Genomic DNA, 18,755 nt, shown 5'->3' with positions numbered 1-18,755 from the left:
ACCCCTTATCTGATCTTCCATCTCCCTGCATAATGCCAGATCGTGCGACAGGCTAACACCCGATCTGACGAGCAATGACCAATCTCTGGATCTCAGACGTGCCTTCGCCAATCTCCATCAATTTCGCGTCGCGAAAATAACGTTCAACAGGGAAATCCGCGACATAGCCGGCACCCCCGTGAATCTGCACGGCTTGGTCGCACGTCCGCACACACGTCTCCGACGCGAAAAGTTTGGCCATCGCCGCCTCTTTCGAAAAAGGTCGCCCCTGATCCTTAAGCCACGCCGCGCGCAGCACCGCCGTGCGCGATAGTTCAAGATGCATCGCCATATCAGCCAATTTAAACTGGATTGCCTGCATTTTTGAAAGTGTATTTCCAAACTGTATGCGCTCCCTTGCATAGCGCAGCGCCGCTTCGTACGCAGCGCGTGCGATGCCAACTGACAGGGCGCCAATGCTGATCCGTCCGCCGTCAAGCGTCTTTAAAAACTGCTTGAACCCTTCTGTCTCTGAACCCAAGCGATTGCTCAGTGGGACCCGCACTTCATCAAACGCTAACTCTGTCGTATTGCTGCCGCGCAACCCCATTTTTTCATACGTTCGAAGGATCGAAAAACCTTTTGCGTCCGTCGGAACGATGAACGCGCCGATCTGTTTTTTACCGCGCGCATCTTCGCCTGTCACTGCGGTGACAATGACACATTTGGCGTAAGAGGCATTGGTGATGTAAGATTTGGACCCCGTGATAAGATACGAATCATCAACACGTATCGCTCGCGTCTGTGTACCGCCTGCATCCGAACCGGCTGACGGTTCTGTCAAGCCAAATGAGCCAAGCGCCTCACCGCGCGCCAGAGGAACTAAATAGGTTTCCTTCTGTTCATCCGTCCCAAACGCCTGCAGTGGGCCACATCCGAGACTGACGTGCGCTGCATAGCTGAGCCCGGTGCTGCCGCACGCCCGTCCAATCTCTTCGACTGCCAACGCATAACTGACGGTATCTGCACCCGCTCCACCATACGCCTCGTCAATCGGAAGACCAAGCAACCCGAGTTTTCCCATTTTCTGAAACGTCTCAAGCGGAAACCGCCCCGTGCGATCAACCTCTTGAGCCAGCGGCTCAATCTCTGATGTTGCAAACTCGCGCACCATGTCGCGAATCATCGACTGCTCCTTCGTAAGATCAAAATCCACCGTGGACGCCCCTTTGACCAACCGTTTGGAAGCTACCCACTCAGCATATCAAAACACACAGCGCCGTCAATCGCTGTGTGTTTTGAGCTTATCGCCATTTGCCTAAGACAAGGAACTTGACCCCAGTCAACTTCTCAGAGATTCTCACTTTACTCAAGAAAATCTTTCAGACGTTTGCTGCGGCTCGGGTGGCGCAGTTTGCGCAGCGCCTTCGCCTCAATCTGGCGAATCCGCTCACGCGTTACGCCAAACACCTTGCCCACCTCTTCAAGCGTGCGCGTGCGCCCGTCATCAAGGCCAAATCGCAGGCGCAGCACATTTTCTTCCCGCTCGGTCAGCGTATCAAGGACATCTTCCAATTGCTCCTTGAGAAGTTCGTAAGCCGCCGCATCTGCCGGCGCCAACGCGTCATCATCCGGAATAAAATCGCCCAGATGCGAGTCATCCTCTTCGCCGATCGGCGTCTCAAGAGAGACTGGTTCCTGCGCAATCTTTTGAATCTCACGCACTTTTTCAGGGCTCATATCCATCTCGGACGCAATCTCTTCCGCACTCGGCTCGCGTCCGAGTTCCTGAAGCAGCTGACGAGAAATCCGGATTAACTTGTTGATCGTCTCGACCATGTGTACGGGGATCCGGATCGTGCGCGCCTGATCCGCGATTGCGCGCGTGATCGCCTGACGAATCCACCACGTCGCATACGTGCTGAACTTGTAGCCTTTACTGTAATCAAACTTTTCGACCGCTTTCATGAGACCCATGTTGCCCTCTTGGATCAAATCGAGAAAAAGCATGCCGCGCCCAACGTAACGCTTGGCAATGCTGACGACCAGGCGCAGATTCGCCTCCGCCAATCTACGTTTTGCCTCCTCATCATCCTGCTCAATCCGCTTTGCGAGTTGAATCTCATCGTCCGCCGACAAAAGTGGAACGCGTCCAATCTCCTTTAGATACATGCGAACAGGGTCATTGATCTTGACGCCTGCGGGAACCGTCAGATCCGACAGATCAAGCTCCTCTTCCCCCCGCACATCGTCCTCCGTCAATCCGCGCTCTTCTGTGCCGAGTTCGTCCTCGTCTTCATCCTCATCGTCCACATCTTCATCCACGACGTCCGCCTCATTGAGAATCTCGATTCCGAGATCTGCGAGTTGATCAAAAAACTCTTCAATCTGCTCCGCATCCTGCTCAAAAGGAGACATTCTTGTCATAATTTCTGTATACGCGAGATGACCACGTTTTTTCCCGGCGGACAAAAGATGCTCGCGCACTTCCTCCAGCGTGGTTTCAAGCCTCGCCTCATCGCGCACCTCTTTACTCATCGTCCGCTCCCCCTTGTCTTCGTATCATCCGCGCAAAGCGTTGTTGCGCAGGCGCTGATGGATCAAACATCCTGGCAGACGCGACGCTTTTCATCTACGCCAGTTGACCACGAAGTCGTTTCAACTCTTCTTCCGCCGCTCTCATCGCTTCTAAATTACCACGCGCGAATGACGCCTTAAGCTGGTTTTCCAATTGCTCGATCTCAAGACTCACCCGGTAACGTTCAAGACACTGCAGATAGTCCCGCACGGCCGCCTCTTCATCCTTGCCTTCCTGCACATCAGGCGCCTTTGAAAGAAGCGCCGCCGCGTAATTCACGGCGGAAGGATCGTCAAGCGACGACAGGAACGCCGCCGCATCCGCCTCCGTGTGTGTTCCGTAATACGAAAGCAGGTAGGCCTGAAGCGCGCTTTGTTCAGGAAGTGGAAATTCACCTTGAAATTCCTCGGCAATGCGCAGCGCCATACTCCGATCATTCAACATGCGAAGAAGCAATTGATCGGCCGCCACCTCATGCATGAGTGGAAGGCGCTTTACAGGCGCTGCCTGAGACACGCTGCTCAAAGGCATAACCTGTATCCTTTTCCCCTTCGTCTCAAGAGCGCGTCGCAGGCGCAAAACATCCTCGCGAAGCGCTTCAATCGGACTTTGATACGTTTCTGCAAGGTACGTGAGCGCCTCTTCCCGCTCCACGGCGCTTTCATCTCTCGCCAGTATCGACTCAGCATCCTTCAGGTAAGCAAGCCGATCACTCGTCAAATGATTGGGGTGACTGCGTGTCAGGAACTGCAATTCAAACAAAAGTCCCGACACAGCGGTCTCTAACACCTCAACGCGAAAAGCGCTCGCATCACGCGTCTTCAGGTATTCATCAGGATCAATCCCACTCGGCAGTCGCGCCACGCGAACGTTCAAACCTGCCTGCCGAAGAATCGGCAAATTGCGCGCCGCCGCGCGCTGACCCGCCTCGTCGCCGTCGTAAAGCAGAATGACATCATCCGCCACGCGCTTTAAAAAAACCGCCTGTTCAGGTGTTAGCGCCGTACCAAGTGCGGCCACCGCATTCTCGACGCCAGCCTGGTGGAGCGCCAAAACATCCATGTACCCTTCGGCGAGAAGAGTCATCCCGGATTTGCGAATGGCGCGCCGCGCGCGATGAAAACCGTATAAAAGCCTCCCCTTTTGAAAGAGCGGTGTTTCGGCTGTGTTCAAGTACTTTGGTTCTTCGCCTCCGAGTGAGCGGGCGCCAAAACCGACGACACGCCCCTGAAAATCCCAAATCGGATACATGACGCGATGCCGAAAGCGATCGCGCAACAAACCCGATCGCTCCACCGCCAAATTTGTTTCTAAAAGGGTTTCGCGCGAGATCTGCCTTTTTTGCAAAAAATCAACCAAGGTCTGCTCCCCTTGCGGAGCGTAGCCCAATTGATAGTCCATGATGATTTTCTTACTCAAGTTACGGCCTAAAAGATAGGTGAGCCCTTGCGTACCTGCATCATGATTCATTACAATGTGGTTATAGAACTTTGCTGCGAGGTCAAGCGCGCGCAAACGCTCAGACCGTTCAGATCCTTCACCTTGTTCATCTTGAAGCCACTCATTCGGAAAGGGCAATCGCGCTTGTTCGGCCAAACGGCGAACCGCCTCGACAAACGGGAGTTGTTCCATTTCCATGACAAACGTAATTGCGTTGCCTCCAGCGCCACAACCGAAACAGTGATAGTATCCTTTTGCAGGATGCACGTGAAACGATGGCGAACGCTCGGCGTGAAATGGACACAAACCTACATACGATCTCCCCGATCGCTTCAAGCGAACATGTTCGGAGATCACATCAAGAAGATTGATGCGGTCGCGCAAGAGGGCTAAAAATTCATCTGGCACACGCACGACAACGCCTCCCCTTGCCAAGACGTCGTTGTCTGTCTTCATTTCACTTATAGAATCTTAATTCGCCAAGATTCAACACATTTCCTGCCTCATCGCGCAAGAATTTCTCGCAAGGCCCTCCCCGTACACAAACTGTTCGACATTTGACTAGTCTGTGTATTCATTTCCATTTCTAAACATCTGCAGAACTCACCTTTTCTACACACTATAGATGTACGCAACTTGATGAAAATAATCCTTCTTCCCGCATGCGAAATCCGCACTTTACAAAAAGTTTTCACGTCTAAGCCTGAGCCGCACATCACCGCATTCTGTCAAGAATACGGAATCGCGCGTGACTTCGGCCACTCCAAAAGCGTCATCACCTTGCTTGCTGTTTCCTCCACTGCAAGTTTTGAGACATCGATGACAGGACACCCCACACGCCGCATCACATCATCTGCAAAACGCAGCTCTTCAAGAATCCGCGCATGGCTTGCGTAGCTCGCCGAGTCGGTAAGACCAAGCGCGCGCAAACGCTCCTGCCGGATCTCGTTGAGTTCCTCTGAGCGAATGGTCAGCCCGATCACACGCCCGTGCGGAAGCGCAAACAGCTCCTCTGGCGGCTGCACCTCAGGCACCAGAGGAACGTTTGCCACACGCAGTCGGCGATGCGCCAGATACATGCTAAGTGGCGTTTTCGATGTGCGCGAGACACCGATTAAAACGACATCCGCCCGCGCGAGTCCGCGCGAATCGCGTCCATCATCGTATTTGACCGCAAACTCAATGGCTTCGACGCGCCGGAAATAATCGTCATCCAGTTGATGAATCAGCCCTGGGCGCAGCGCCGGCATCGCATTGAATACATCTTCAAACGCAGTCATCATCGGCCCCATAATGTCAACCGCCCGCACATTCGCGCGCGCCGCCGCCTCGCGCATCGCCTCGCGCAACGCGGGCAATATCAGCGTATAAGCGATAAAGCCGGCAACTTCTGCCGCCGCCGCCACAATCTCTTCGATCGCCTCTACGTGATCGACGTACGAGATGCGCCGGATGTCAAAGTGCCCATGATCAAATTGGCTGGCCGCAGCCCTGACAACGAATTCAGCCGTCTCACCGACCGAATCAGAAACGACATAGACAACGCGTGATCGATTCACACCGCTCCTCCTCGAATCCTCTTTTGTGCACCGTCTAGACCTGCTTTGACTCGCCAAGTTCGACAAACAGTCTCGTAATTGTTGTTTTGGTCACCCTGCCAACCACTTCCCACTGCCCATTTGCCGACTCGGAGGGTACCACGACGGGCAGCGAATCAACCTGTGCATGAATCAAAAGCTTCCCCGCATCATAGATCGACGTTTCTGGTGTCACCGTATAAATGTTTGGCATGCGCGTCATCGCAATCGAGATCGGAACTTCCTTTAGAGCCGTCTGTCCAATGGCCAGCTTTAGAAGGTCTTTGCGCGAAAGCACGCCGCACAGAATTCCTGCGTCGCGCACCACAAAAAGCGTTCCGACATCTTCCAGGAACATGGTCACTGTCGCATCATACGCGGTCGTTTGCTCGTTAACGACAATCGGCACAGACTTGTAATCGCGTACAAGCGACTTGCGAAGCAGTTCACCAAATACACTAGAGGTCTGATTGCCAACATAGAAGTACCCGACACGCGGCCGCGCGTCAAGGATTCCTGAGAGCGTCAGCACAGTGAGGTCGGGGCGCAGTGTCGCGCGTGTAAAATTTAGGAGTTCAGCGATCTTCTCACCGGTGATCGGTCCATTTTCACGTACGATTGCAATGATTTGTTCTTGTCGTTTGGAGAGATCGATAGGAGATCACCTACGCTTCCCATTGTTAAGCAATCGGATCCCGTGATATGATGCAGACGAGCGTCGTGAAAAGGAGAATGCAATTTGCACAGTCTGCTTCATCTCGGTCTTGGTGCCATTCTTATTCTCGCCTGTGGCGCCGCCACTGCGCGATTTGTTTCGTTTAGCACACCTGCAGAACCGTTTGCCTGGAATCTGTCTCTTTTAAAGCGAAGAGCGTTTTGGATCGGCGTTGCTGTCGGGCTTATGTTTCTTTACTCTGATTATAAGTTTGATAGAGCGTTTGTGCATCCCATCGCGTAATCTTCGAATCCACGCAAAATGGAACTCCGTCTGTCGCTTGGCGCAGGCGGTTTTTATTTTGACAAAGATCTTCGAATATAGAATGGTACCATGGAAAAACAGTCATTTCAAGATTCATCAAAGATTTCCCTCATTTGCGTGAGAACGCGCAGAGGTTTTGAGGAAATGCCGGCTTGTTCCACAAGAATTGTAAAGAGAGCGCGTAAAAGAATGTTCGCGGTTGTGTCTCTGAGGTGAATGGCGTTAATGCGCCAAAGTGGTGTGTGAACCATTTTTCGCATCACGGACGTGTGCCTCACCGACAACGTGGTCCCAAACGGCTCACGCGCCGCGCACCCTGTGCAGAGGTATCCTGCTTCGCGAAAACTGTATACCCATTCGCCAGATTCGCTGCAACGCAAGCAAGCCGTTCCCTGCAAGTCAATTCCAAGTACGCGCACCATGCGAAATCCAAAGTGACAAAGCACGCCGGCAGCCGATTGTGTAGAAAGAAGGCGAAGCGCCGCCTCCAACTCGCGAAATAACTCACCGACACTTGCCACTCCTTCAGCGCCTTCCGTCGCACGCACCCAGTCGCACATGGTGAGTGCATAAAGCGAGCGCGCAGGATCTGCGGCGACATCTTGATGGCCTTTGAGAATCTGCGCTTGTTTGATCTCGTAGACCTGCTGGCTTTGGTCACGTTCACTGTAAGCAGCGCTTTTGCGTATGAAATAGATACCGTATGTCATTGGAATCAGCGCCCGCGCGAGCTCGTTGGCAGACGTCGCTGCGCCATAGGCAGTACAGCGCACAACTCCTTTTTTTTCACTAAAAAGGGTAACCCATAGATGGTTTTCGCCATATGTTCTCACGTCAAGAGTGATGGCGCGAATCGTCTCAAACGTCCGGTTCATACCTCTCCCCGTTTTCACCCGAGTCATCCTGTGCTTCTTGCTTCAGTGCCTCATGCTCTTTCAATAAAAGATACGCGTCAATCTCGCCTGTCAATGAAAAATAACTCCACAGAAAATCCCTCATCGCGCTCATCCTTTCCACGTTACCCGCTTGATCCAGCAGAAGAAACGTTGCACAAGGGTCGCAACGTGACGCGTGCCATTCTAGCGTCTGTAAAAGATGGTTCGATATACGAAGAATTACTTGGAAACTGCGGCGCCTCTATTCCTGGTGAAACCCAAACGTTCGCAACATATTTGCCTGATTACGCCAGTCCTTTTTCACTTTCACCCATAGTTCAAGGTATGTTTTTGAGCCAAACAGCGCCTCAATGTCCTGCCGGGCAAGCGTACCTACCCGCTTTAACAAGTCGCCGTTTTTTCCAATCAAGATTCCCTTTTGGGAGTTGCGCTCTGTATAGATGGTCGCATAGACATGGATCTGGTCGACATCTTCTTTGTACTCAAACGTGTCAATCTCCACGGCAACTGAATGCGGAATTTCTTCACGCGTGACCTGAAGAACCTTTTCACGTATCAACTCAGCGACCAGCATGCGATCAGGGTGATCGGTCACGACATCCTCGGGATAATAAAACGGGCCGTCAGGCAGCCTTTCGTAAAGCAGCGAAAGAAGGCGCGGGAGTTGCTCACCCGTCCTTGCGGAAATGGGAACGATCTCAAGAAACAAATCTTCGCCGGCGATCTGCGCGATGCGTTCAAGAAGACGGTCCTTGGCCACCGTATCCACCTTATTCAGCGCAAGCATCGCGGGTGTCTTTGTCTTCGCGATTTTTTCAAAGACAAGTTGCTCCGCAGCGGAGATCGGGTGTGACGCATCGATCACGCAAAGCGCGACATCCACCTCGCGTATCGAATTCTCTGCCACATCGACCATATACTCGCCCAAACGGTGTTTTGGCCGGTGAATGCCTGGCGTATCAAGAAATACGATCTGCCCCTCGCTGCGCGTCACGATGCCGCGAATGCTCGTGCGCGTCGTCTGCGGCTTGTTTGATATGATTGCAATCTTTTGGCCGACAAGTCGATTGATGAGCGTGGATTTTCCGGCATTGGGAGGACCCACCAAAGCCACAAACCCAGACTTTCGCGTCGCGTCTGCTTTACTCACTTTGTAACGCCTCCTTCGAAAAAGCAAATGGCAAGAGATCAGAAACGCTCATGACAAGCGACTGACCCGCTGTGTTGTAGAGCGTGACGCGGGTTGCCGCAGGACAAAATTCGGCCAGCACTTGCCGACACGCGCCGCACGGTGTAACCGGGTGTTCCCCTTCCGCGACAACGGCAATTTCCTGTACATCGCGAAATCCTTGCGCAATCATTGAAAAAATCGCTGTGCGCTCAGCGCAGTTGGTAAGTCCATACGAAGCGTTCTCAACATTGCATCCAGTGATCACCTGCCCGTTTTTCAAACGGATGGCAGCACCGACGCGAAATCCGGAATATGGAACGTACGCGCGTTCGCGCGCTGCCATCGCGTGATTGAATAATTCATCTCTACCCATAGGATGCTCATTTTTCATATCTCGCAACATTCTCCTTTTTGCTGTGACGCAACCGCAGTGCGTAGCCGCTTATTCCAACGATCAAACAGAGTAAACCGACGAGAATGACGCCTAGGTAGGGTGGAATCAAAAGGGTGTTCAAAGGACGCCAGTGAATCGGCATAAACTTGTCATAAAAAACGAGATATGCCTCTACCAGCGCGTTTGCGGCAGCGATAAAAACGGCCGCCGCCGCCACGTCCTTGGCAATCTTGGCAGCCGGATGGCGCTCTTTTGTGAGATGATCGACAACGTGTTCGACCGCTGTGTTCACAAGCTCAAGGCAGATCACCAGTGAGATGGCAAACAGTACAGACATGATCTCAGCGATAGACACTCTGACAAAAACGCACAGCACGATGACTGCAAATGCGGCAATAAAATGAATCCGCATGTTGCGCTGTGTGGCAAGCGCATGCGCCAGACCTTCGAGCGCATAGCGAAAGCTGCTGACTAGCGTGCGCACGTTCACCGCACAAACCCAAGCGCCGTCAAGACCTCTTCTTGCTTGCGCATCATTGCCGCTTCTTCGTCTGGTATCTGGTGGTCATACCCGAGCAGGTGAAACATTCCGTGCGCAGTGAGAAAAGCCAGTTCCCGCTCGACGGAGTGCCCATATTCCAGCGCTTGCCGCTCTGTTTTTTCCCAGCAGATGATCAGATCCCCAAGCATTTGGCGATCGTAAAGCGTTTCAAACTCTATCTCTTCTTCTGTTGTTTCAAGCATTGAAAAGGAAAGCACATCCGTCGGCGCATCGATCATGCGATAGGTGTTGTTATACGCTTGAATCGTCTCCTCATCCACCACCGTAATGGATACCTCCGACGGCGCGAGGTCTTCTGCGACGGCAATCGCCGCACAGATACGCTCCATGATCTCACTCAACTTCTCTTCGTGAGGCACACTCACCTCATACGCGATGCGCACTAAAATGTCTTCTGCCTCTTCGATGGGTTCCATAGTCTATCCGCTCCGTAAGATTTCGGTCTATCGATTCTTTTGTGCCAGCAGTTTTTCTGGATCGGGGTACTCAATTCGCTCGTGATAGACTCCTTGAAGTGTGCGCATGAATGCACCCGTCATCTTGTCAAGATCGCGAAGAGTGATGTCGCACTGGTCCAGTTGTCCGTCTTGCAGACGGTCTTTGATAATCTTTCTGATCATCGCCTCGATGCGCGGCGGCGTCGGTTTTTGCATCGAACGCACGGCCGCCTCTACGGCATCGCAGATCATGACAATCGCCGCTTCACGCGACTGCGGTTTTGGACCGGGATAGCGAAACTGATCAATGTCCGGTTGCGCGTGCTTATCCTCTTCTACCGCTTTGTTATAAAAGTACCACAAGACCGTCGTTCCGTGATGCTGCGCACAAATCGCAGTAATCGGTTCTGGCAGCTTATACTCACTCAACATAGCAAGTCCATCAGATACATGGGATGTCACGATCAAATAGGAGAGACTCGCCGCGACTTTGTCGTGTGGATTATCCCCGCCGATTTGGTTCTCAATAAAAAATGCGGGTCTCCTCATTTTGCCCACATCGTGAAAATACGCTCCAACACGACAGATGAGCGCGTCGGCTCCAATCGCCTCGGCGGCTGATTCGGCCAGATTGCCGACAATCAAACTGTGGTGATACGTCCCCGGAGCCTCAAGCAGCAGGCGGCGCAAGAGTGGGTGATTGGGATTGGCGAGTTCAAGCAGGCCGATGTGCGTCGTGACGCGAAAAATCGTTTCGAGATACGGCATGAGCCCAATGCTGAAAATTCCCGAGAGGAGTCCGCCCGTGATGCCATAGAGCAGATCATACGATACGCCACGCAGTGATGTGGAATTTGGAATGAGCAGATGCATGATGCCGATTGCGGCAAAATTGATCCCCGCCGTCAAAAAACCGGCACGCATGAAAACACCGCGATTCTGAACGCGCGACGTGGCCATGGTTGCCCCGAGCGAACCCATCAGAGCGACAAAAAACGGCGCAAACGCAAACCCATACGCTGATGCTGCAAGCAGTGCGACAAGCAGTGATGACAAGAGCGCGAGTGACGTTCCAAAAAACAGGCTGATCATCATGCTCCCCATGGCAAACGGCACGGCATCGACAAGCGATGGGGCAAATCCTGCATTAACCGCTGTTTTGCTCACCCGGATGAGCACGACCAAAACAGTGAGCAAAAGTGCGTACAATAGAAGATGCAGATTATCCTTTGCGATTCGCCCGCGCCGCATCTGGATAAAAATCCCAATCGCGATGACAAGGAGCAGGACAAACAGCAGATACCCTGCCTCCATCCCATAATCGGGTTCGTTCTTGAGCATCTTCAGATCCTTCATTTGGCTGAGCGTGGCTGGCGTCACGAGTTGCCCGCGGCGTAAAATGACATCCCCGCGATTGATCCAGACATCAGGTACATTGCGCTCCGCACTCAGGCGCGCCTGCTGTGTGAGCACCGGATCGTATACGAGGTTTGGTTTGACGACTGCGAGCAAGAGTTTTGCAATTGCCATGCGGTCTTTGATGCTGACGTCGAGCGTGACGAGCTGTTGATCAATCATCATCGCTGCGTTTTTCATATCCGACGTCGAAAAAGGCCCTCCCAACAGTGTCTGCACGATGCGAATCGAATCCCCCGACAACTCGTTGAATTCAAGCGGAGTTGCCTGAAGGAGCGTCGTGAGCACACTCACATTGACACCTAGCGGAGCACTCGCCTTGAGCGTCGAGAGACGTTGCGCAGGTGTGAGCGATTTATCCGTGAGCACCGTCTGAGTGGCCACAAAGAGGCGCTCAAGAATCGACACAGCACTTTGCTCAATCGCCGGGTTGACATCATAGCGGGGAGATACCTGTTGCGCCGCGGCAATCCGGGCCTGCTGCGTGGCGTACGTATCCACGGCATCGGTTGGGGCGACAATGGTCGTCTGGCTGACTTGTCCCACAGTGAAGGAATAGTGCTGTGGCAAAACTGTGCCAATCAGCAAAGCATAGACGACGACGACAAGTCCTCCGTAGATCGCAGCCCGCATTCTTCGACTTTTGTGAAAAGGAAGCGACGTGAGAAAGTGGAACAGGCGGTTCTTTCTGCGCGCAGTACGCTTCATGAATCCATCATCCGTGATCGGCCTCGTCTTCCTCCGCGTATGCGCGAATAATGCGCTGAACCAGCGGATGGCGCACAACGTCAGCCTCATCTAACTCAATAAACGAGATTTCATCAATACTGCCCAAGATGCGTGCAGCCTCTTTCAAGCCTGAGCGCTTGCCGCGCGGAAGATCGATTTGTGTCACGTCACCTGTAATGACCATTTTTGCGTTATGCCCAAGCCGCGTGAGAAACATCTTCATCTGCTCTGGCGTCGTGTTTTGCGCTTCATCAAGAATCACAAACGCTTCATCAAGCGTCCGCCCGCGCATGTACGCAAGTGGCGCGACTTCCACCAATCCGCGCTCCATAGAGCGCGCCAACTGTTCTGGCCCCATCACATCGTGAAGCGCATCATAAAGCGGTCGCAGGTAGGGATCCACCTTCTCTTGCAGATCGCCCGGTAAAAACCCCAGGTTTTCCCCCGCTTCGACCGCTGGACGTGTCAAAATAATGCGTTTGACCTCCGAGCGTTTCAAACTCAAAAAGGCGAGCACGACTGCCATATAGGTTTTTCCTGTTCCCGCAGGCCCGATTCCAAAGACAATGTCGTGTTTGCGGATCGCGTCTACATAGCGCCTTTGCCCAAGCGTTTTGATGCGAATGCTTTTGCCGCGAAACGTTTGCGCGATCTCCTCTGTGTACATCTCAAGAAGTGCGCGAACTTGTCCTGTTTTTGAGAGGGTGATCGCATAAGCGATATCCCTTTCTGTGAGTCCATATCCTTTATGGGAAAGGGTTGTGAGCACGTCAAACAATTCGCCGAGTTCGGCCACATCCGATTCTTTTCCAGTCAAGGTAATCTCATTGCCCCGGCTGATCACTTGACACGAAAAGGCTTGATCCAATGCACGCAGATGCGCATCGTGTGGTCCGAGGATCGCCCTTGCCTCTTCATTGTCCCGCAGAACAATTTTTCGTGATGACGTCACGCTCGCTTCGCTCAAAAGGCGTCTTCTCTCCCGTCAAAAAAATATCAGCACTGCTTATTTTCACGCTATTTTCCACTTCGGCCCATCCGACTTCTCAAAGTTTCGCCGGCTTGCCAATGTCTTCAACCGCTTCAGACCAGATGACCACATCTAGCTTACCATGCCTAACTTGAGACTGTAAAACGGTCTGCCTTACAATCTGTGTGTGATCCGGCGCCTTTTGTGAAATATCACGCGCGACAAGGTCTTTGGCGTTTAAAAGAAGTTGCGCCGGGCTCTCTGTGAGCTTGTGAACCGATGCCTGATAGATGGTCTCTTTGCGCAGCAAAAACGGTAGTGTGAAGCCACCGATTGTGATGGGCTCCGTCACATCCTGCACCTGCCTGTGCGTGAAATCTGCGCGCGCAAACCCCCAAATCGGCAGAGTGAGATGAGGAAACACAAGCGCGTAGCGGATGACATGCTCGCCCGTTAGCGTGGATACGGTTGTCGTCACAGGAAGCGATACAGTCGAGCGGTACCATACGTACGCTTTTACAGATCCGGCGGCGCGGATCTTCTTCCCGCTCTCGAGCTGGCCGCTGATGAGAACGGTTCCCGGCGTGACAAACTGGCCGGGTTTTACCATCGGCAATCCAGCGTCTGCCAATACGGAAGACACCACTCCGGGAACACTTGCCACAATGTTTTGCGGCGTAGTGAGCGGGGGCTTTGATAGCGGCGTGCGCGGTATCACTTTGACAAAAATGGATGTGCCTTCGATCCGCACGCCCGCCCACGCAATCTCTGGAATTTTATCTAATAGTGCGAGTTGAATCGAGTCTTGGTCAAGCAGGTTCCAAAGCGCGCTGCCTTTTGCGATATGCATGGAGCGAAGAACGCTCATGACGACCTCCGGTTGATCGGTCCCCTCAATCTCCACGTGCCAGACAAAGCTTGAGAGCATGTACAACGCAAAGACAAAAAAAAATGGCGCCACCCACAAACATCTTGCGCCGCATTGCCCGCCAAGCGAGAAACGGTATGCCCACTTTGCGAAAAAAGCGCAGTCGTATGCGATTTTTTCGTGCAATCGCAAGGACCGTCCTCACGCTGCCAAGCCCGATGGACATGCGATAGCCAAGTGGATCCTGTCGAACATCCCAAACCGCCGCGCCTGCGCGAACCGCATCAGCGAGAACGACACTTTGTGCGTCATCCAGCACGAGTACGATTACATAACCTCGCAGTGCATCTGAGAGTTTTGCTGTCATCACGCGGCTCCCCTTTAAAGGCCACTTCTCTCTAATTGCGCCAGGCCATTGCCAGAATTCGTCCCTCGATCACAATTTCCTCTGGATAGATGGACCGTAGCTCCATCCCTTCACCCTGCAGGATCAGATCTTGATCAGCAAACGCAATGCAGATTTCCTGACTCCCATAAGAGCGAATGCCTGTGTAATTCTCGACCACGACTTGCAGGTCTTTGATCAACGTGACACGTGGCAAGCGCGCCAGCGTATCTTTGGGAATTTGAAGAACGTCTCCCGCAAAGCGCTCTGTGCGCTCTCGCCATGTTCGGCGCATGGGACATCCCTCCTCACATGACTTCTATGCAGAAAACCAAAAAAAAGACCGCAGAAGGCGTATCACCCCTTCTGCGGCCAACCCGTAATACTACACATACCAATACTAAATTCTAGGAGAGAGCTTCCTGCACAAGCCGATTGATCGTGCGTCCATCCGCGCGATCCGCCAGTTTGCCCATCACCACAGGCATCACCTTTTTGAGATCCGCTTTTGAAGTCGCACCGGTATCCTGAATGACTTGCATAATCACATCGCGAATCTCTGTCTCGGACAGTTCCTCTGGCAGATATCCTTTTAGAACTGCGAGTTCCGCTTCCATTTCCGCCACAAAATCAGGTCGCCCTGATCCGGCCGCCGCCAGCGCATCTTGCCGCTGTTTCACTTCTTTTTTAATCACGTTGTTCCAATCTTTTTCTGTCAACTCACGCCGTTCATCAATCGCTATGTTTTTTGCCGCTGACTTCACCATGCGCAGCACGCTGACGCGCACTTTATCCTTGGCAAGCAGCGCATCTTTAATGTCACGGTCCATTTTTTCCATCATGCGCTTTCACTCCCGGAAATTCTTCACAAACACGATAAACGACCACCGTTGCCAATGGTCGCTGATGTTTTAGAGTTGTCCAAACGCGAAAGAAAGCAGAAACAACCCATATGGACATGAATACTCAGTATTTTTTCTTCTTACGAGCCTCAATCTCTTTTTTCTTGCGGGCCACACTCGGCTTGTCATACTGCTTGCGTTTTCTGACTTCAGCGAGGATCCCGTCTTTGGCTGTTGCGCGCTTAAATCGCTTCAAAGCACTCTCCAAAGACTCGTTCTTCCGAATTTTAATCTCGGACATGGTTTTCCCTCCCTCCGCGAAGCCAAACCGCTAAAATAACCTATGCACATCATTAAGCATTATAGGCGATTGCAAAGCGGAGTGTCAACTCAACTGCTGTTCGCGAACCAGCTTTTCAAGCACGTACAGACGCTCCCAGAGCGGTCCAAATGTCGTGACGCCATGCGCTTGCAAAAGCTGAATCTGGCGCGCCCACACACACGCGGTCATCCGCGCGTCGCCAAGCGCAGTGTGACGTTCCGTGACTGGGATTTTATACAATTCAAGCAACGCGTCAAGACTCGGGTATTTTTTTAGATCATGCACGCAGAGCGACACTTTCCCGGTGTCGATAATATGTTGTTGGAGTTCGATTGCAAAGTGGCGACGCAACGCCGCATTGATGAATTTCACATCGTGACCTGCGTGATGCGCGACAATCACACGATCGCCGATAAACTGTAAAAATGTCTGAAGCGCATGTTCAAGCGGTGGAGCGTCGCGCAGCGCATCTTCTGTTATCCCCGTCAAATCGCGGACGACTTGTGGAATTTCTTCCCCTTGTCGCAGCTTGACGAACGTGTGAAACTCACGCACACTCGCACTTTGATCAAAAAGCACAGCCGCAAGCGACAGCAAGCGATCCTGTTGCACCTCAAACCCGGTCGTCTCCGTGTCGATGACGGCGTAGGGGGCCTGCGTAAGCGGCAGATCAGACATCCCATGCTCGTGAATCGCACGCAGCGTCGCACGCATCTCGACTTGCGCCTGCAGGGACTCTGCATTTTCAAGTCCGCGATCAAGCTCCGTATTGGAGTTCCCAAAAAGGTGCTTTAATACACGAATGCGTTCGAACCCCACATGATTCACCCCGATCGCGCGAATTGCTTCGCCGTCATTTGTTGGAGAGATTTGGCGGTTCGCAGCGCATCTTTCAAACGGCGACGCGAAGGATCATCAAGCTCTGAAAGCGCGATTCGATCATCCATCGGCATATTCGCTTCATAGAGGCGCAGGTGGTGGCTGACACGCGCGTCAAGTGCCGTCATGAACGCCTCCCTGACGCGCTCCGCGAGCGCCTCAGACCACACCCGCTGTGCAGTTAACGCCTCAATTCGCTTAAGCGTCGATGGAACTTCGATCAAAACACTATGCGCCCAAAGGCGAACACTGTTGACAAGCGGCGTATAGAGTCCCTCTTTCACATGAAAGTACCCTTTTCCGCTCGCTCCTTCAAGGCGAAGTTGTCCGAGTGGCGTGAGTGCGACACCCTGCGCGATCGCTTGATCTGCGATCTTCCAGCGTATGAAAGAAGACCGCGCGATGCGCGATGCGACACCTTCGCGAAGCGCGCTTGCGCAACCCTCTTTCCCGACAATGACCGAGGCATCCGCCGCAATGAGAAGAAAGCGAATGCTCTCCCAATCCGGATGGTCATAGTACCTCTCAAGACGATCTTGCCAAGAAAGGGGCGTCCCCTGCCAGCGTGGATTGCTCGCCATCACATGACCTGAACAAAGCGCGTAGCCAACCTCGCTTAAAAGCGCAGCCGTCACCCGCGTCAAGCGCTCAACATACGCGCGTGTCGCGTCCGTATCCGGCCATTCAAACACGAGCGCGTGATCCTGGTCAGAAAGAATCGACTGTTCGCCCCGCGCGCCGCTCCCTAGCATGAGAAACGTCGCCTCACCGGGTGGCGCGCAAAACCCCTGTTCTTCGACATGGCGCGTTGCGAGCGAAAAGACATCGGCGTGAATTCGCTTATGCTCACGCGCTGCCTGCTCAAACGCCGCCTGTACGCCGCTTGCTCGGCGCGCCTCAAAGATATGGATCAGTTCCTCGCGCCGCTTGCGCAGCGCCTCAAGCGCCTTGTCCACGAATTTGAATTCACCCCTTTGGCAACCGCATCAAGCTAGTCACCTGCCCGTCGCCCGCCGCCGCGTTCGCGCATACGCTTTATATCATAGCGTTTGAGGTGAGCAACGTGAAACTGGATACCTTTTTAAAGGCGAGTGCGCTTGCACTGGATGTTTTTCACAATCAGTCGACAAAACAACTGTCAGGTCTCGTGCGAAATGGCGTCAAACGGCGAATGGACCGCATTGCCAATTCACCACAAAGCGGCGTAGTAAAGCAATCGCAGCACAATTCATCTCCTGCACAACCCGTCACGCGTCAGCTCAATGCAAATGCGCGGCAGAATCCCTCCATGCCGCCTTTACAGCAGCAGATGCCATACGTGCGCGTGCGACAGCCTATGTTTGATCCGCGCGCAACTGAACATGTCAAAAAGGCAATGCGCTATGTCACGCCAGAAAATGCGCAAAAAGTGGCGCAATGGCACAGCATTTTCAAAAGTTTTCTGAGCAAGGATTGATGTGCCCCGACAGATGGCAAATCCACCTTGCCGCACCGCTCATTTGCCGAGACGTTCGATCACCGAATCCGCCGGATGGTCACCATCACGCGCAGGCGGCTTCCCTTCATCATCGCGCTCTGGCCGAAACACGGATGCCAGTTTTCCGCGAAACAAGAAGCTGAAGCCGCCTAACAAAGCGACTGCGACAAGGACACTTAGAATCGCCGGAATAACCCCGTGGCTAAATCCGACAAAAAACCCCCCCATCCAAATGTCAAACGGGATGATGCCAAGTGCGGTCGTCCACAAAAACGGAAAAAAACGAACATTGAGAAGTCCTGCCGCATAATTGAGCGCGTGATAAGGAAAAGGCGTCAAGCGCAGCGCCAACAGCCCAAAGGTTCCCCGCTTTGCCACCCACTCATCAACCTGCTGCTGGCGTTCGGAAGGAATCAGGCGACGGACAAACCCCTGCCCGATCCAACGCGTCAGATACATCGCGACCACCGCACCAACGACGCCGCCAATCCACGAATAGATTAGCCCCCATAGTACGCCGTACACTTCCATATTGACAAGAATCAAGCCTTCAGACGGCACTGGAATGACGCAAAAAAAGGCCATCAGAAGGATGGCAACGACAATTCCGACCGTTCCCAGGGACTGAATCCAAAGCGTGATGTGATGCCATGAATGTCGATAGTGAAAAAAGAGCCACACTGCAAAAACGACGAGTATGAGCCCGATCGCGACGGGGAGCGGTTTGAGTTCTAAAGGTCGCTCCGCTTGCTTGTCCACGCGCTTTAAGATCGAGATCACCCCCTTCGGGTCGTTTGAAACGTCTCTTACTCTACCATATGGTACTCAAACTGCCAATGGACAGAACGCGTAAA

23 protein-coding genes are annotated in these 18,755 nt (G+C 53.0%); 2 read left to right on the top strand and 21 right to left on the bottom strand.

Annotated elements, in window-relative coordinates; translation table 11 throughout:
* Positions 1 to 52: 52 nt before the first annotated feature.
* The 5 genes from ATW55_RS00385 to ATW55_RS00365 form a co-directional block, all read right to left on the bottom strand.
* Complete coding sequence (locus tag ATW55_RS00385; RefSeq protein WP_067710943.1) at positions 53 to 1,195, bottom strand: acyl-CoA dehydrogenase family protein; 1,143 nt, start codon at positions 1,193 to 1,195, stop codon at positions 53 to 55.
* Between the two features lie 149 nt (positions 1,196 to 1,344).
* On the bottom strand, positions 1,345 to 2,517 hold the full coding sequence (rpoD, locus tag ATW55_RS00380; RefSeq protein ID WP_067710941.1) for an RNA polymerase sigma factor RpoD: 1,173 nt from the start codon (positions 2,515 to 2,517) through the stop codon (positions 1,345 to 1,347).
* Positions 2,518 to 2,611: 94 nt separating this feature from the next.
* The gene (dnaG, locus tag ATW55_RS00375; protein WP_067710939.1) at positions 2,612 to 4,411 is read right to left on the bottom strand and encodes a DNA primase; all 1,800 of its coding nucleotides are present in this window, start codon (positions 4,409 to 4,411) and stop codon (positions 2,612 to 2,614) included.
* A gap of 314 nt (positions 4,412 to 4,725) precedes the next feature.
* Positions 4,726 to 5,556 (bottom strand): pyruvate, water dikinase regulatory protein, encoded by an 831-nt coding sequence (locus ATW55_RS00370; protein WP_067710937.1) that lies wholly within the window; start codon positions 5,554 to 5,556, stop codon positions 4,726 to 4,728.
* A gap of 34 nt (positions 5,557 to 5,590) precedes the next feature.
* Positions 5,591 to 6,229, bottom strand: coding sequence for a helix-turn-helix transcriptional regulator (locus ATW55_RS00365; protein WP_067710935.1), 639 nt, complete (start codon positions 6,227 to 6,229; stop codon positions 5,591 to 5,593).
* Between the two features lie 84 nt (positions 6,230 to 6,313).
* On the opposite strand from ATW55_RS00365, the gene ATW55_RS00360 reads away from it, so the two are divergent.
* On the top strand, positions 6,314 to 6,532 hold the full coding sequence (locus ATW55_RS00360; RefSeq protein ID WP_067710934.1) for a hypothetical protein: 219 nt from the start codon (positions 6,314 to 6,316) through the stop codon (positions 6,530 to 6,532).
* Positions 6,533 to 6,639: 107 nt separating this feature from the next.
* Here ATW55_RS00360 and recO read toward each other — a convergent pair whose 3' ends face one another.
* From recO to ATW55_RS00290, 15 genes are all read right to left on the bottom strand, one after another.
* Positions 6,640 to 7,428, bottom strand: a complete 789-nt coding sequence (recO, locus tag ATW55_RS00355) for a DNA repair protein RecO (RefSeq protein ID WP_067710932.1) — start codon at positions 7,426 to 7,428, stop codon at positions 6,640 to 6,642.
* Entirely contained in the window at positions 7,412 to 7,552 is a 141-nt protein-coding gene (locus tag ATW55_RS15600; protein WP_153004950.1) for a YqzL family protein, read from the bottom strand. The genes recO and ATW55_RS15600 overlap by 17 nt, the downstream gene beginning before the upstream one ends.
* 138 nt (positions 7,553 to 7,690) lie before the next feature.
* Positions 7,691 to 8,599, bottom strand: a complete 909-nt coding sequence (gene era / locus ATW55_RS00350; protein WP_067710930.1) for a GTPase Era — start codon at positions 8,597 to 8,599, stop codon at positions 7,691 to 7,693.
* Positions 8,592 to 9,011, bottom strand: a complete 420-nt coding sequence (locus ATW55_RS00345) for a cytidine deaminase (protein WP_235586934.1) — start codon at positions 9,009 to 9,011, stop codon at positions 8,592 to 8,594. The genes era and ATW55_RS00345 overlap by 8 nt, the downstream gene beginning before the upstream one ends.
* Positions 9,001 to 9,504: a diacylglycerol kinase family protein gene (locus tag ATW55_RS00340; protein ID WP_067710928.1), complete on the bottom strand. Its 504-nt coding sequence runs from the start codon at positions 9,502 to 9,504 to the stop codon at positions 9,001 to 9,003. The genes ATW55_RS00345 and ATW55_RS00340 overlap by 11 nt, the downstream gene beginning before the upstream one ends.
* On the bottom strand, positions 9,501 to 9,992 hold the full coding sequence (ybeY, locus tag ATW55_RS00335; RefSeq protein ID WP_082685393.1) for an rRNA maturation RNase YbeY: 492 nt from the start codon (positions 9,990 to 9,992) through the stop codon (positions 9,501 to 9,503). Before ybeY ends, ATW55_RS00340 begins: the two co-directional genes overlap by 4 nt.
* Positions 9,993 to 10,019: 27 nt before the next feature.
* A complete protein-coding gene (locus ATW55_RS00330) occupies positions 10,020 to 12,137 on the bottom strand; it encodes an HD family phosphohydrolase (RefSeq protein WP_067710926.1) in 2,118 nt (705 codons plus the stop codon).
* Positions 12,138 to 12,144: 7 nt separating this feature from the next.
* Entirely contained in the window at positions 12,145 to 13,125 is a 981-nt protein-coding gene (locus tag ATW55_RS00325) for a PhoH family protein (protein WP_067710924.1), read from the bottom strand.
* A 79-nt stretch (positions 13,126 to 13,204) separates the two neighbouring features.
* A complete protein-coding gene (locus ATW55_RS00320) occupies positions 13,205 to 14,089 on the bottom strand; it encodes a sporulation protein YqfD (protein WP_153004949.1) in 885 nt (294 codons plus the stop codon).
* Positions 14,022 to 14,363 (bottom strand): sporulation protein YqfD, encoded by a 342-nt coding sequence (locus tag ATW55_RS16940; protein WP_067710921.1) that lies wholly within the window; start codon positions 14,361 to 14,363, stop codon positions 14,022 to 14,024. Before ATW55_RS16940 ends, ATW55_RS00320 begins: the two co-directional genes overlap by 68 nt.
* Before the next feature lie 31 nt (positions 14,364 to 14,394).
* Positions 14,395 to 14,676 (bottom strand): YabP/YqfC family sporulation protein, encoded by a 282-nt coding sequence (locus ATW55_RS00310; RefSeq protein WP_067710919.1) that lies wholly within the window; start codon positions 14,674 to 14,676, stop codon positions 14,395 to 14,397.
* 112 nt (positions 14,677 to 14,788) lie between these two features.
* Positions 14,789 to 15,223 (bottom strand): GatB/YqeY domain-containing protein, encoded by a 435-nt coding sequence (locus tag ATW55_RS00305; protein WP_067710917.1) that lies wholly within the window; start codon positions 15,221 to 15,223, stop codon positions 14,789 to 14,791.
* 124 nt (positions 15,224 to 15,347) lie between these two features.
* Positions 15,348 to 15,524, bottom strand: a complete 177-nt coding sequence (gene rpsU / locus ATW55_RS00300) for a 30S ribosomal protein S21 (protein WP_067710915.1) — start codon at positions 15,522 to 15,524, stop codon at positions 15,348 to 15,350.
* Between the two features lie 84 nt (positions 15,525 to 15,608).
* Entirely contained in the window at positions 15,609 to 16,364 is a 756-nt protein-coding gene (locus ATW55_RS00295; RefSeq protein ID WP_067710913.1) for a 3'-5' exonuclease, read from the bottom strand.
* A 5-nt stretch (positions 16,365 to 16,369) separates the two neighbouring features.
* Complete coding sequence (locus tag ATW55_RS00290) at positions 16,370 to 17,380, bottom strand: DUF294 nucleotidyltransferase-like domain-containing protein (RefSeq protein WP_067710911.1); 1,011 nt, start codon at positions 17,378 to 17,380, stop codon at positions 16,370 to 16,372.
* 107 nt (positions 17,381 to 17,487) lie between these two features.
* On the opposite strand from ATW55_RS00290, the gene ATW55_RS00285 reads away from it, so the two are divergent.
* Positions 17,488 to 17,880 (top strand): hypothetical protein, encoded by a 393-nt coding sequence (locus tag ATW55_RS00285; RefSeq protein WP_067710909.1) that lies wholly within the window; start codon positions 17,488 to 17,490, stop codon positions 17,878 to 17,880.
* A 39-nt stretch (positions 17,881 to 17,919) separates the two neighbouring features.
* On the opposite strand, the gene ATW55_RS00280 is transcribed toward ATW55_RS00285, so the two are convergent.
* On the bottom strand, positions 17,920 to 18,681 hold the full coding sequence (locus ATW55_RS00280; protein WP_067710907.1) for a TVP38/TMEM64 family protein: 762 nt from the start codon (positions 18,679 to 18,681) through the stop codon (positions 17,920 to 17,922).
* Positions 18,682 to 18,755 lie beyond the last annotated feature (74 nt).

Source organism: Ferroacidibacillus organovorans (genome assembly GCF_001516615.1).
In the GTDB taxonomy this organism is placed as follows: Bacteria; Bacillota; Bacilli; order Alicyclobacillales; family SLC66; genus Ferroacidibacillus; species Ferroacidibacillus ferrooxidans_B.
This window is presented reverse-complemented; position numbering and strand designations above follow the sequence as displayed.

What these genes read in the sequence shown, in the direction of transcription:
- rpoD (WP_067710941.1), bottom strand. Translation starts at nt 2,517, where the DNA reads ATGAGTAAAGAGGTGCGCGATGAGGCGAGGCTTGAAACCACGCTGGAG.
- recO (WP_067710932.1), bottom strand. Translation starts at nt 7,428, where the DNA reads ATGAACCGGACGTTTGAGACGATTCGCGCCATCACTCTTGACGTGAGA.
- ATW55_RS15600 (WP_153004950.1), bottom strand. Translation starts at nt 7,552, where the DNA reads ATGAGGGATTTTCTGTGGAGTTATTTTTCATTGACAGGCGAGATTGAC.
- ATW55_RS00345 (WP_235586934.1), bottom strand. Translation starts at nt 9,011, where the DNA reads ATGAAAAATGAGCATCCTATGGGTAGAGATGAATTATTCAATCACGCG.
- ybeY (WP_082685393.1), bottom strand. Translation starts at nt 9,992, where the DNA reads ATGGAACCCATCGAAGAGGCAGAAGACATTTTAGTGCGCATCGCGTAT.
- ATW55_RS00330 (WP_067710926.1), bottom strand. Translation starts at nt 12,137, where the DNA reads ATGAAGCGTACTGCGCGCAGAAAGAACCGCCTGTTCCACTTTCTCACG.
- ATW55_RS16940 (WP_067710921.1), bottom strand. Translation starts at nt 14,363, where the DNA reads ATGACAGCAAAACTCTCAGATGCACTGCGAGGTTATGTAATCGTACTC.
- ATW55_RS00310 (WP_067710919.1), bottom strand. Translation starts at nt 14,676, where the DNA reads ATGCGCCGAACATGGCGAGAGCGCACAGAGCGCTTTGCGGGAGACGTT.
- ATW55_RS00305 (WP_067710917.1), bottom strand. Translation starts at nt 15,223, where the DNA reads ATGATGGAAAAAATGGACCGTGACATTAAAGATGCGCTGCTTGCCAAG.
- rpsU (WP_067710915.1), bottom strand. Translation starts at nt 15,524, where the DNA reads ATGTCCGAGATTAAAATTCGGAAGAACGAGTCTTTGGAGAGTGCTTTG.